Here is a 12,715-nt window from a genome sequence, read left to right on the forward strand (position 1 = left end):
TTGCTCACTTCGCCTCCTCGATCACGCGCCATCCCAATTGCCGGACCAGATTCCGGCGATACTTCGCGCTGATGTGCGCGTCGTCCTGCGCGTTCAGTTTCCAGCTCAGGTCGTTCAATGCGCCGCGCAGGTCGTCGCCTGTCAGACGCGGCCACGTCTCGGCAACCGGCCGGTCCGCGACGCCGCCGACCGCGATGCGGATCGCGTCGTCCGTCACGACCGCCGCGCACGCGACCACCGCGAAATCGCCGTGCCGCGCCGAGAACTCGGCGAACGCGTGACGCTCGCCGGGCTTCCTCAGCGGAAAGCGCACGGCTTCCACCAGTTCGTCCGGCTCGCGCGCCGTCATCAGCATTCCCTGAAAGAAGTCCTGCGCGGCGAGCGTGCGGCGCTTCTTCTTCGAGCGCAGCATGACGTCGCCGCCTAGCGCGGCCAGCACGAGCGGCAGTTCCGCGCTCGGGTCGGCATGCGCGATCGAACCGCACACCGTCCCGCGATTGCGGATCTGAAAATGCGAGATGTTTGGAAACGCCATCGCGAGCAACGGCACTTCGTCGCGCAACGAGCGGCGCCACTCGACGCTGCCTTGCGTCGCCGCCGCGCTCACGACGAGATGCCCCGTTTTGTCGTCGACACGCACGGCGTCCAGCTCGGCGGTGCGCGAGATATCGACGAGCACGCGCGGCTGCGCGAGCCGCATGTTGAGCACCGCCATCAGCGATTGCCCGCCCGCCAGCACGCGGGCGTCCTCGCCGCGTTGCGCGAGCGCGTCGAGCGCGTGTTGCGTCGTCATCGCGCGCAGATAGTCGAACGGCGCGGGTTTCATGCATGCCTCCTGAAACGGCCGAGCAGCCGCGCGATCCATGATTCGCGCTGCGTCACCGGCTTGCCCGCCGCCTGACGGCCGAGCGATTCGAACAATTGCCTGAGCACCACCTTGGCCGCGCCTTCCAGCATGCGTCCGCCGACCGCGGCGACCTTGCCCGAAACCTGCGCTTCATAGTCGTATGTGAGGCGCGTGCCGCTGCCGTGCGGCGTGAGTTCGACGAGACCGTTGCCGCGCGCGCTGCCGAGCGGCGAGATGCCCGCGCCCGCGAGACGCAGGCGGCGCGGCGCGTCGATCTCCGACAAGCCGATACGCGCTTCGAAACGCGCCTTGATCATGCCGACGCCCACGGTCACGTCCGCGCGATACTGATTCGGCGCGGTCTCCTCCAGCGCGTGACAGCCGGGGATGACGTTGGCGAGCGCCTTCGGATCGAGCAGCACGGCGAACACCGCTTCGGGCGTCGCGGGCAAATCGACCGTGCCTTGCGCCGTCAATGCCTTGCCGCCGCCCGGCGTCGCGGGCTTCGTCGCGGCTGCTTCGCGGTATTCGGGGCGCGACGGTTCCGGATCGTCGATGCCGATCAGCGCCATCACCTTTTGCGGCGTGAGCGGCAGGCGAATGTCGTCGACGCCGAGCGCATCCGCCACTGCATTCGCGATGCACGGCGGCGTGCTCATGTTGTTGCCTTCGCCGAGCCCTTTCGCGCCAAGCGGCGTGAATGGCGACGGCGTTTCCAGATGCACGATCACCGGATCGGGCACTTCGCAGGTCGTCGGCATCAGATAGTCGGCGAGCGTGCCCGACTGGAAGCTGCCGTCCGCGCCGTAGCGGAACTCTTCCATCAGCGCCGCGCCGAGTCCTTGCGCGAACGCGCCGCGGATCTGGCCGTCCGCGAGCGCGGGATTCAGCAGCGTGCCGGCGTCGTGCGCGGTCACGTAGCGGTCGATGCGCACGCGTCCCGTCGCGCGGTCCACTTCGACGGCGCACATGTCGAACGCGAAGCCATACGCCGCCGACGTGTTGATGCGGTCCTCTTCGTCGGGCGCGTCCATGTGCGGCGGCGACCAGAACACCGTCTCGCGCAAACCCGGCTCTTCGCCTTCGGGCAGAAGCGCGGGCGCCCAGTGCGGCGCGTTGCTCGCCGCGCGCGCGAACGGCAGCCCGCGATCTTCGGCATCTTTCGGGAAGATGCGCGCACGCTCGAAGCGCACGTCGTCCACTGCGCAGCCGAATTGCTTCGCGAGAATGCGCGAGAGCTTGTCGCGCACGCGCGTCGCGGCGAGATGCACCGTGCCAGCGACCGCGCCTGCGAAGCGGCTCGAATAATTGCCCGCCGCGACGGACCACGCGTCCTTGTGCGTGTCGAATTCCACGTTCACGACGATGTCCTTCGGGTCCAGCCCGAGCACATCCGCGACGACTTGCGCGCACACCGTCATGTGGCCCTGGCCCGCGGGCGTCGATGCAATCGTGACGACCACGCCGCCGAGCAAGTCCACGCTCACGGTCGCGCTGGCTATCGCGCCGTTCTTCGGGCCGGCCTTCTTCCGCGCGTCGGGCGGCATGACGGTCGTGATATAGCCCATGTTCGATACGGACGGCTCGACGATCGCGGCAAAGCCGATGCCGTAGAGACGCCCTTCCTTGCGCGCCGCATCGCGCCGCGCGACGAGTTCTTCGTAGCCGCCCTGCACGTTCGAAAGCCGCAGCGCCTCCTGATAGTTGCCCGAATCGAGCAAGGCGCCCGCCGCCGCACGATACGGAAACGCATCCGCGGGAACGAAGTTGCGGCGGTACACGTCGAGCACATCGAGCTTCAGTTCGATGGCGATGCGCTGAATCAGCCTCTCCAGCGCGAAATACACCTGCGGTCCGCCGAAGCCGCGCACAAGACCGGTCGGCGTCTTGTTGGTCAGCACCACGCGGTTGCGCACAGCAAGGTTCGGGATCGCATACGCGCCCGTCAGACAACCGTGCATCCGGTAGAAGGTCGCGGGCTCGGGCGCACGCACGTAGCCGCCGACGTCTTCGAGCTGATCGTAGGACAACGCGAGAATGCGGCCGTCGCTTTCCACAGCGGCTTCGATGGTGGACAGGCGCGCGGTCGCGGAGGTCGCCGCGCTCAGATGTTCGAGCCGGTCTTCGACCCATTTCACCGGCGCGCCGGCCTTGCGCGAGGCGAGGCACATCAGCACGACATACGGAAACACCGCCTGCTTCACGCCGAAGCTGCCGCCTGAATCGCGCGGGGCCTTGTGGCGCAGACGGTTAGCGGGAACGTTGAGCGCCATCGCCATCACGGCGTGCAGCGAGAACGGCCCCATGAAATTCGAGGTGACGTCGTAGCCTTCGTCGCCCGACAGATGTTCGGCGATGACCACACCGCATTCGATCGGCGCGCACGTATTGCGCGGATAGTGCGCGACGAACTTCACGCGATGCGGCGCGCGCTCGAAAGCGGCTTGCGGATCGCCATAGCTGAAATGGCGGTCGCTGATCACGTTGGTGCCGACGCGCTCGTGCAGCACCGGCGAATCTTCCTGCACTGCTTGTTCGATGGACGTGACCGGATCGCGCAGTGCGTATTCGACCTTGATGAGATCCATCGCATCTTCGGCAACGGCGCGCGATTCCGCCATCACGACCGCAACGGGCTCCCCGACGTAGCGCACGCGGTCCATCGCGAGCGCCCACTGTTCCATCGGCGACTTCACGCCGACCACGAACGGACGCGACCACGGACGCAAGTCGTCGCGCGTGAGAATGGCGCGCACGCCATGCAGCTTCGACGCGGCTTCGGTATCGATGGACACGATATCCGCGTGCGCGTGCGGCGAGCGCAGAATCGCGGCTTGCAGCGTGCCCGGCTTCACGGCGAGGTCGTCGCCGTAGCGGCCACGGCCTGTCAGAATCGCGGGGTCTTCGACACGCGGCATCGGACGGCCGACGTGGCGCTCGGGCGCGGCGGCAGCGTTGTCAGCGACGCGTGCGTTGATATCCGCGAATCCTGTGTCGCGCTGATTCATGGCCTCACTCCTTGCTCTCGGCGCGGCTGCCGAATGCATCGGCGAGACCGCTCCAGCGGCGCGCGATCTCGCCGTGCTCGATGCCGAACAAATCCAGAATGCGCCCGACCGTGTGATCGACCACATCGTCGATGGTCTTCGGATGCGCGTAGAACGCGGGCACGGGCGGCATCACGATGGCGCCCATTTCGGTCGCGAGCGTCATGTTGCGCAGATGCGCGAGGTTGAGCGGCGTCTCGCGCGCGACCAGCACGAGGCGGCGGCGCTCTTTGAGCATGACGTCGGCGGCGCGCGTCAGCAGGTTGTCGGCGAAGCCGTTCGCAACTGCGGCGAGCGTCTTCATCGAACACGGCGCAATCACCATGCCGTCGCTCAGAAACGAACCGCTCGCCACCGCCGCGCCGATATCGCGCACGTTGTGCACGACGTCAGCGAGCGAATCGAGGTCGGCGCGCGTGAGGCCGAGTTCCTGCGCCGCCGTGACCGCGCCCGATGCCGAGACGATCAGATGCGTCTCGTGCGTGCCGAGCCGGCGCAGCGCGGCGATGAGGCGCACGCCGATCACCGCGCCGCTCGCGCCCGAAATGCCGACGACGATGCGCTTCTTTCGCTCAGCCATGATCGCGCGTGAGGTAGGCGTCGAGCGCGCTGTTGTCATTCGCGACGAGCGCATCGAGATCGACCGTGTCTTGCCCCGGAATCCGCACGCGCGTGAAGACGTGCGCCGGATAGACGACGGGACGCGTGGCGTCGAGGCCCATCTTCGCGCTCACGCCTTGCAGATGCGCGGGCGCGTCTTCAGGCAGGCCGACCGTCGTCGAGGGATCGAGCGGCGAGCCTTGCGCGCCCGCCACCACGACGAGATCGCGGTCGGCCTGAAAGCGCGTGGCGATCGCCCATTCGATTTCGGCGGGATTATGCACGTCGACATCGGTATCCACGACGACGACCTGCTTGATGTCGTAGTGCGCGCCGAACGCGCACAGAATCACGTTCTTCGCCTCGCCTTCGCGCTTCTTGTCGAACTGCACCCACAGGTGATAACGGCACACGCCGCCCACGGAAAGATGCACGTCCTTAACCGAAGGATGGCTGCGCTGAAGATGCGCGAGCAGCGTGGCTTCGCGCGGAATGGCGCCGAGCAGCAAATGCTCCATCTCGGCCGGCACGATCGTATGAAAGATCGGGTCGCGCCGATGCGTGACAGCCGTCACTTCGATGACTTCGCGCGATTCCTTCGCGCTGTAGTACTTCGGGAACTCGCCGAACGGGCCTTCCGGCTCGCGCACGTTCGGCAGAATGCGCCCTTCGATGATGATCTCCGCGAACGCCGGCACATGCACGCCGTTCGTCACGCACGACACGACCGGCAGCGGCGCACCGTGCAGCGCGCCCGCGATTTCGAGCTCGTCGTGATCGATAGGCGTGATGGCTTGCGACGCGAGCATCGTCAGCGGATCGACGCCGATGGCGACGGCCACGTCGAGCGCATCGCCCGCTTCTTCGGCGGCGCGCTGAAATGCGTACAGATGGCGCGGCAGCAGCAGAATCGCCATGCGGTCGCGGCCGTGCACTTGAATGCGGTTGATGGAGACGTTCTGCACGCCCGTGCGCGGATTGCGCGCGATCACGAGACCCGCCGTGATGTACGGGCCGTTGTCGTGTTCGCTGTGCGTGGGAATCGGCAAGAGCGCGTGCAAGTCGATGCCATTCGTATGCACCACTTGCTGGCACGGCGCGTCGTCACGCTCGACCACTTTCGACGCGAGCGGCGCGGCGGCCGCAGCGGAAAATCGCGCGAGCAGGCCGGCTTCTTCGACGCCCATCGCTTCGGCGATCCATGCGCGCTTCGCCATGAAGCCGCTCACGACCGGCACTGAATGTCCGCCCGGACGCGCGAAGAAGGCGGCCTGCGTGCCGTCGAGTCGCTTGGCGATGGCCGCAAGTTCATGTTCGAGCGCGACGGGCTTGTCGATGGTCGCGACGCGGCTGGTCTTCGCGAGATGCGCGAGCCAGTCGCGCAGCGAGAGCGAGCCCGCATCGGCGCCCTGGCGGGCCCATGCAAATGTGGAAATGCCGTTCGTTGCGGCATCGCGTGAGTTCATTGGTGTCTCCATCCGTTGCCTGCCTTTGACTAGAAATGCCGCAGCAAGCGCATGGTTGAAGCGTAGCGAGATCACTCCATAAGTTCTAATACTGTTTTCTGATGCGCCGGATCATCGGGTCTTATATCGGTGTTAGCCCCGATGACAGCGTTCTTACGGTTACGTATCAATAGATGCCTTTCACGCGCCGTCCAGCGGGGCGCGGCTTCTCGTGATGCACTCAGGCCGCGTTTGACGCATAGTGATAACTCGACGCAGGCCTATTAGCGTTGCTGATGAGGATGGGATCGAATGGACCTCAAGCAAATCCAGTACTTCATCGCGCTCTTCGAAGACGGCTCGGTCACGCGCGCGGCCAAGCGGCTCAACATCGTGCAGCCCGCGTTGAGCATGCAGATCGCCAAGCTCGAAGACGAACTGCATCAGCAACTCTTCGAACGGGGCGCGCACGGCATGGCGCCGACCGCGGCGGGACGGCTCATGTATCGCCTCTTTCTGCCGATCATGCGCGACCTCGCGCACGCGCGGCAGCAGCTCGTGCAGCGCGATGAAGTCGTGACCGGGCACGTGGGCATCGGGCTGATCGCGTCGGTCACGGAGAGCGTGCTCGCCGACTCGCTCTCGCGTTTTCATGCGCGTTATCCGGATGTCGAAGTGACCGTCGCCGATGGCTACAGCGCGACGTTCATCGACTGGGTGGCGGGCGGCCAGCTTGATGCGGCGATCATCAACAAGCCGCGCGCGCGCCTGTCACTCGATTCGCGCCCGCTGCTCGACGAAGAAATGGTGCTCGCAACCAGCGCCGCGCATGGCCCGGACCTGCCGCACGCGATCGAACTGGCGCAGTTGCCGGAGCTCGAACTCGTCTTGCCGACCAAGCGCCACGGTCTGCGCGGCGTGCTCGACAGCGCCGCGCAACATGAAGACGTGCTGCTCGCGCCGCGCTTCGAAATCGACGTGCTCTCCACTATTCTCAAGCTCGTCGAGCACACGCGCTTTGCGACGATTCTTCCGCGCATCGTGGTCGAACGCGCCGCGCGGCACGGCACCTTGCGCGCGTGCCCGATTCTCGCGCCGCGCATCGTGCGCCATATCGTGTGCGTGAGTCATCCGCGCCGGCCGTTGAGCGCGGCAGCGGAGGCGCTGATCGCGATCATCGGCGACGAACTGCACCAAGCATCGAATACTTCGGTGTCCGATACATTACCCCAATGAAGGAACGAACACGATGAACGCATTGCACTGGATCGGCGGCGAATGGACCGGCACGCCGACGCTCGACAGCATCGACCCCGCGACGGGCGAAGCCATCGGCCAATACGCCGACGGCGGCGCGCACGAAGCGGACGCCGCCATTGCCGCGGCGCGCCATGTGTTCGACCGCACGACGTGGGCGCAGGACGCGCGCTTGCGTCAGGACGTGCTGCTCGCGTGGGCCGCGGCGCTCGAACAGCAGCGCGATTCGCTGGCGACGCTGCTCACGCGCGAGAATGGCAAGGCGATCGCGCAATCGCGCGGCGAAATCGCGGGCGCCATATCGGAGGTGCGCTATTACGCGGGGCTCGCGCGGCATATCGCGGGGCACGTGCTCGAACCGGAACCGGGCACCCTCTCGACGATGTTGCGCGAAGCCGCCGGCGTCGCGGCGATCATCGTGCCCTGGAACGCGCCGGCCGTGCTGCTCGTGCGCTCGCTCGCGCCCGCGCTCGCGGCAGGCTGCACGGCGGTCGTGAAGCCGGCCTCGCAGACGTCGCTCGTCACGGCCGCGATGCTGCGCTGCTTCGAGCACACCGCGTTGCCGAAGGGCGCTGTCAACCTGGTGAACGAACAAGCGCACGCTGCAAGTCAGCGGCTCGCGGATTCGCACGGCGTGGACGTGGTGAGCTTCACGGGATCGACCGCGACCGGCAAGAAGATCATGGCCGCAGCGGCGGACAGCATGAAGAAGCTCTCGCTCGAACTCGGCGGCAAGTCGTGCTGCCTCGTGTTCGACGATGCCGACATCGTCGCCATCGCGCCGCGTCTCGCGCGCGCCGCGACCATCATCTCCGGTCAGCAATGCACGGCCGCGCGTCGCGTGCTGGTGCATGCGTCGCGCGCGGCCGAGATGCGCGAGCATCTCGCGGGCGCGATCGCCGCGCTGAAAGTGGGACCCGGCATCGATCCGGCGACGGATATCGGCGCGCTCATCGATGCGCCCACGCGCGATTCGGTGGACCGCACCATCGAACGCGCATGCGACGTGGCGGATCGCGTGCTCTTGCGCGGCGCACGCTCCGGCCACGCGTTTCTTTCGCCGACGCTCGTCGAGCATGCCGACCCGAAGGCGTTCTTCTGCCAGGACGAAATCTTCGGGCCGTTCGTCACGCTTGAAGTGTTCGAGAGCGAGCAGGAAGCGCTCGCGAAGGCCAATGACACGGTCTTCGGCCTGTCAGCGAGCGTGTGGACGCAAGACGGCCCGCGCGCCTTTCGCATGGCGCGTGCGCTGCGTAACGGCACGGTCTGGATCAACGACCACAACAAGCTCTTCGCGGAAGCGGAAACCGGCGGCTACCGGCAAAGCGGCCTCGGGCGTCTGCATGGCTACGACGCGCTCGCCGACTTCACCGAGATCAAGCATATCTGCATGCCGGCGGGTGTCGCGGAAGGCATCGCTCCGTTGCGCTGACACGCTAAGGAAGCGATCGGCGTTCGCGCGCCTGGGCCTTGGTCATGACAGTGAAGCTCAGCAAATCAAAGACGCCCACAGGCGATTCATCGCCAGGGCCGCCTTTCGATCCGTCTGTACGTGAAATGGCCGGAATGGGAGCTCAAGTCTCGCCGGCCATTCCGCGGTTCAGCCGTACCGACCATTCTCGGAAGAACGATCATCAGGTGGTGGAAACATTCGGCACCCGGCAGGAGGATGCGATCCACCGGAAGGTGGGACCGCCTCCACGGCTTTCCCGACATGACTGGGTACCACAACAGTACGCAGCCGCGTCGAACTCCGATCGCTTGAAATCGCTTTTCTGATCGCGGCACGACGCTTGCGCGCAATGCTTCTGTATGCATCCAGTGGGAGATCCGAAATGAAATCGAGACTTGCAGTGACTGCGCTCCTGATCGCGCTGTCAGGCGGCGCAAATGTGGCCAGCGCGGCCGGCGCGGGCGGTGGCATGATCGGCGGCGCGGCGGGCGGCGCCGTGGGCGGAACGAGCGGCGCGGGCACGGGAACGAACGGCGTCAACGGACTGTCCGGCGCGACCGGCGCGAACACGTCGGGGCCGAGCGACGGCGCCGGCATGACGCGCGGCGGCGGCATCGGCGGCGCGAATGACGGCACCATGAACGCTGCGCCGGGCAGGGGCGGCATGCAGCCGCCGGGCGCGACGCGCAACATGTCCTCAGGCGTGACGAGTCCGCAGAACACCCCTTCGCCGGGCGGCGGCGGATCACGCGGCGGATGGTAAGACGCGCATTCGCTTCCATGCATGAGACCAGCGCGGTTCGCGCCGCGCTGGCGTAGGGCATGTTCGCTTCATCGGGGTCTCAATAGCGAGCCATCAGCGGGTAGAATAGTCTGAAGTTCTCCCGCCCGCTCGGGCATCCGCAAGCCGTTGCCGACACCAATGCTTGTCCCTATTAAGCCTGCGAACGAAAGCGAGCGCATTGCCGCGCTCCGCGCACTGAATATCCTCGATACCGCGCCGGAAGAGCGCTTCGACCGCCTGACGCGGCTCGCTAAACGCCTGTTCGACGTGCCCATCGCGCTGGTGAGTCTCGTCGACGAAAATCGCCAGTGGTTCAAGTCATGCACCGGCCTCAAGACGCGTCAAACATCGCGCGATGTTTCGTTCTGCGCACATGCCATCGGCGGCAGCGACGTGTTGATCGTGCCCGATGCCCGCGCCGACGCGCGCTTCGATGACAATCCGCTCGTCGTCGGCCCGCCGTTCATCCGCTTTTATGCGGGGTATCCGCTGAGTTTGCCGAACGGCGCGAAGCTCGGCACGCTGTGTCTCATCGACCAGCAGCCGCGCGCATTCGGCGAGGAAGATCGGCGGCTCTTGCGCGACCTCGGCCGCATGGCGGAACAGGAAATGGCCGCGCTGCAACTCGCGACCATTGACGAACTCACGCTGCTGTCCAACCGGCGCGGCTTCGAGATGCTCGCGCAGCATTCGCTCAATGTCTGCGAGCGGCTTTCGCGCGACGCGACGCTGCTTTTGATCGACCTGGACGGGTTTCGCGACATCAACGATACGTACGGGCACGTCGAAGGAGACCGCGCGTTGCAGACGTTCTCCGACGTGCTGCGCGATGTGCTTGCCGAGAGCGACGTGATCGCGCGACTGAGCGGCGACGAGTTCGCCGTGCTGCTCACCGACACGAGCGCCGAGGACACCGACGATCTGATCGAACGGCTGCGCCACGCGCTGCGTCAACGGGAAGCGCGCGTGCATCGCGGCTACGCGATCGGCTTCAACGTGCGGCAGACGCAGTTCGATCCGGCGCTCCATCACAGCGTGGCGGACCTGCTCGCCGAAAGCGGCTTCGGCGAGTAAGCCCGCCGCAACCTGTCAGCCGTTTTGTTTCTTGCCGTTCAACTCGGCAACGACATCGAACATATGCGGCACGTATTCGTCGCCGTGGCCGAGGTTGATGCCGAGCACGTAGATCTGACGCACGGCTTCGGCCAGAATCGCAGTCGATGAATACGAAGCCGCAAGCTGGCTATACGAGCGCATGTCTTTCGCGGCATTTCGGATTGCGAACTGTTGTCCGCTGTCGTCGCCTTCGAGCAGATACGGAATAAGACGGTCGAACGTCTTGCTGTGCGCGCCGCTCAGACGGCACACCGCCGCGAATTCATGCAGGTTCAACTGGGCTTTCGCGGCCGTGCCGAACGCTTCAGCGAGAATCGCCCCGTTCGCCTGCGCAATGAAGTTGTGGATGAGCTTCGCGCGATAGCCCGATCCGTGCGCGCCCAGATGATGCACCGTCTCCCCGTACGCAGCCATGAGCGGCCGCACGCGATCCAGCACCGCTGCATCGCCGCCTACCAGCACGTTGAGCCGGCCTTCGCGCGCTTCCTTCGGCGTGCGGTTCACGGGCGCATCGAGGAACGCGGCGCCCTTCTCGGCGAATGCGCTGGCCGCTTCGGCGGCGAAGTCGGCATCGGCCGTCGTGCTGTCGATCACGATCAAACCGTCGTGCGCGCCCGCGAGCAGGCCGTCTTCGCGAAACACGGCATCGCGCACATGCGGTGTGCCCGTGACGCATACGATCACCACATCGACGTTGCGCGCAAGTTCTGCGGCGCTGCCGAGTTTCTTCGCGCCTTGCGCGACCAGTTCTTCGAGCGCCTGACGGCTGCGGTGCCCGACCACCGAGAGCTTGAATCCCTTTTTCATCACCTGCGAGGCGATGGCGCTGCCCATCAGTCCCAGTCCGATCATGCCGACGCGTTCGATGCGCGCGGCAGATGCCGTTTCGTTCAGGCTCATGTTGTTCGTGTCCATTGACGTTACGCTCAGAGGGTGACAGCTTCCTGCATCGGTCGCGGCTTGCGTGTTTGCATCGGCTCGGCGTTGCGCCGGGTCCATTGCAGATAGCGCGTGTCCAGTTCGGCCATGCTATTGCAACCCAGTAGACCGATAACGCGATCCACTTCCGTCTTCAATATGTCGATGGCGCGGTCCACGCCCGCGCGACCGCCCGCCGCGAGACCCCACGTCGTCGCGCGACCGAGGAGTACCGCATCCGCGCCGAGCGCCATCGCTTTCACGATGTCGGAGCCGCGCCGGAAGCCGCCATCGAGCATCACGGCAAGACGCCCGTTCACTTCGGCGACGACTTCGGGCAGCACTTCCAGCGCCGCCACCGATCCGTCGAGTTGCCGCCCGCCGTGATTCGATAGCACGATGCCGTCCGCGCCCACGGACACGGCGCGCGCCGCGTCTTCCGGATGAATGAGCCCCTTGATGATGAGGCGTCCCGGCCAGCGATCACGCAGCCAGCGGATATCGTTCCACGACAGCGAAGGATCGAGTTCCTTCGCGAGCGCCGATGCCGCGCCGCGCACACTGTCTTGTCCGGGCGGCAGCAGGTCCCCGAGATTCGCGAACTTCGGCATGCCGCCGGGCCAGAGCACATCCATCATCCAGCGCGGATGCGCGAGCACGTCGAGCGTATTGCGCAGATCGAGCTTCAGCGGACGCGCGTAGTTGCGCAAGTCCCATTCACGCTTGCCATAGATCGCGCTGTCGGTGGTCACGACGAGCGCCTCGACTTGCGCTTGCTTCGCGCGTTCGGCGAGCTTCGCGACGAAGTCCCGCGTGCGATACATGTAGACCTGCATCCACACGCGCCCGCCAGCGCTCGCCACCACGCGTTCGAGCGGCACCGTCGAGGCATTGCTGAGAATGAACGGAATGCCTGCGGCAGCCGCCGCGCTCGCAAGCGCGATATCGCCTTCGCGCGAGAGCAGACCGCTGAAACCCGTCGGCCCGATCATGAACGGCGCGGCGCTGCGCCGGCCGAAGAGGTCGATGCCGATGTCCCGCTTCGATACATCCACCAGCGAACGCGGCCTGAAAGCGATATCCGCGAACACCGAGCGATTGCGCAGCAGCGTGGCTTCCTCTTCCGCGCCGCCTTCCACATACTCGAAACAGAAGTTGGGCACGCGCCGCTGCGCCATGCCGCGAAGCTCCTCGATGCTGTGCGCGCGGCGCGGATCGTTACCCGTATAAAGACGACGTTGCACGACT

10 protein-coding genes are annotated in these 12,715 nt (G+C 66.0%); 4 read left to right on the forward strand and 6 right to left on the reverse strand.

What is annotated here, in order from left to right; genetic code table 11:
• Positions 1–4: 4 nt before the first annotated feature.
• From HWX53_RS18730 to HWX53_RS18745, 4 genes are read right to left on the reverse strand one after another with little or no spacing between them, the layout of a single operon-like run.
• Positions 5–826 carry an FAD binding domain-containing protein gene (locus HWX53_RS18730; protein ID WP_175943569.1) on the reverse strand — a complete coding sequence of 274 codons (822 nt, stop codon included), beginning with the start codon at positions 824–826 and terminating at the stop codon, positions 5–7.
• Positions 823–3,855 carry a molybdopterin cofactor-binding domain-containing protein gene (locus HWX53_RS18735; protein ID WP_175943572.1) on the reverse strand — a complete coding sequence of 1,011 codons (3,033 nt, stop codon included), beginning with the start codon at positions 3,853–3,855 and terminating at the stop codon, positions 823–825. Before HWX53_RS18735 ends, HWX53_RS18730 begins: the two co-directional genes overlap by 4 nt.
• A gap of 4 nt (positions 3,856–3,859) precedes the next feature.
• On the reverse strand, positions 3,860–4,474 hold the full coding sequence (locus HWX53_RS18740; RefSeq protein WP_175943574.1) for a UbiX family flavin prenyltransferase: 615 nt from the start codon (positions 4,472–4,474) through the stop codon (positions 3,860–3,862).
• Positions 4,467–5,960 carry a UbiD family decarboxylase gene (locus HWX53_RS18745; protein ID WP_175943576.1) on the reverse strand — a complete coding sequence of 498 codons (1,494 nt, stop codon included), beginning with the start codon at positions 5,958–5,960 and terminating at the stop codon, positions 4,467–4,469. Before HWX53_RS18745 ends, HWX53_RS18740 begins: the two co-directional genes overlap by 8 nt.
• Before the next feature lie 291 nt (positions 5,961–6,251).
• On the opposite strand from HWX53_RS18745, the gene HWX53_RS18750 reads away from it, so the two are divergent.
• From HWX53_RS18750 to HWX53_RS18765, 4 genes are all read left to right on the forward strand, one after another.
• On the forward strand, positions 6,252–7,175 hold the full coding sequence (locus HWX53_RS18750; protein WP_175943578.1) for a LysR family transcriptional regulator: 924 nt from the start codon (positions 6,252–6,254) through the stop codon (positions 7,173–7,175).
• 13 nt (positions 7,176–7,188) lie between these two features.
• On the forward strand, positions 7,189–8,628 hold the full coding sequence (locus HWX53_RS18755; protein WP_175943580.1) for an aldehyde dehydrogenase family protein: 1,440 nt from the start codon (positions 7,189–7,191) through the stop codon (positions 8,626–8,628).
• 403 nt (positions 8,629–9,031) lie between these two features.
• Entirely contained in the window at positions 9,032–9,412 is a 381-nt protein-coding gene (locus HWX53_RS18760) for a hypothetical protein (protein ID WP_175943582.1), read from the forward strand.
• 159 nt (positions 9,413–9,571) lie between these two features.
• Positions 9,572–10,507 (forward strand): sensor domain-containing diguanylate cyclase, encoded by a 936-nt coding sequence (locus HWX53_RS18765; protein ID WP_175943584.1) that lies wholly within the window; start codon positions 9,572–9,574, stop codon positions 10,505–10,507.
• 15 nt (positions 10,508–10,522) lie between these two features.
• Here HWX53_RS18765 and HWX53_RS18770 read toward each other — a convergent pair whose 3' ends face one another.
• Both HWX53_RS18770 and HWX53_RS18775 read right to left on the reverse strand, forming a co-directional pair.
• Positions 10,523–11,449 carry an NAD(P)-dependent oxidoreductase gene (locus HWX53_RS18770; RefSeq protein WP_175943586.1) on the reverse strand — a complete coding sequence of 309 codons (927 nt, stop codon included), beginning with the start codon at positions 11,447–11,449 and terminating at the stop codon, positions 10,523–10,525.
• A 26-nt stretch (positions 11,450–11,475) separates the two neighbouring features.
• Positions 11,476–12,711: an alpha-hydroxy acid oxidase gene (locus HWX53_RS18775; protein ID WP_175943588.1), complete on the reverse strand. Its 1,236-nt coding sequence runs from the start codon at positions 12,709–12,711 to the stop codon at positions 11,476–11,478.
• Positions 12,712–12,715: the final 4 nt, after the last annotated feature.

Source organism: Caballeronia sp. BCC1704, from assembly GCF_902833455.1.
Taxonomy (GTDB): domain Bacteria; phylum Pseudomonadota; class Gammaproteobacteria; order Burkholderiales; family Burkholderiaceae; genus Caballeronia.

Excerpts from the sequence above, each read along its gene's own strand:
- HWX53_RS18730 (WP_175943569.1), bottom strand. The coding sequence starts at position 826 with ATGAAACCCGCGCCGTTCGACTATCTGCGCGCGATGACGACGCAACAC.
- HWX53_RS18735 (WP_175943572.1), bottom strand. The coding sequence starts at position 3,855 with ATGAATCAGCGCGACACAGGATTCGCGGATATCAACGCACGCGTCGCT.
- HWX53_RS18740 (WP_175943574.1), bottom strand. The coding sequence starts at position 4,474 with ATGGCTGAGCGAAAGAAGCGCATCGTCGTCGGCATTTCGGGCGCGAGC.
- HWX53_RS18745 (WP_175943576.1), bottom strand. The coding sequence starts at position 5,960 with ATGAACTCACGCGATGCCGCAACGAACGGCATTTCCACATTTGCATGG.
- HWX53_RS18750 (WP_175943578.1), top strand. The coding sequence starts at position 6,252 with ATGGACCTCAAGCAAATCCAGTACTTCATCGCGCTCTTCGAAGACGGC.
- HWX53_RS18755 (WP_175943580.1), top strand. The coding sequence starts at position 7,189 with ATGAACGCATTGCACTGGATCGGCGGCGAATGGACCGGCACGCCGACG.
- HWX53_RS18760 (WP_175943582.1), top strand. The coding sequence starts at position 9,032 with ATGAAATCGAGACTTGCAGTGACTGCGCTCCTGATCGCGCTGTCAGGC.
- HWX53_RS18765 (WP_175943584.1), top strand. The coding sequence starts at position 9,572 with ATGCTTGTCCCTATTAAGCCTGCGAACGAAAGCGAGCGCATTGCCGCG.
- HWX53_RS18770 (WP_175943586.1), bottom strand. The coding sequence starts at position 11,449 with ATGAGCCTGAACGAAACGGCATCTGCCGCGCGCATCGAACGCGTCGGC.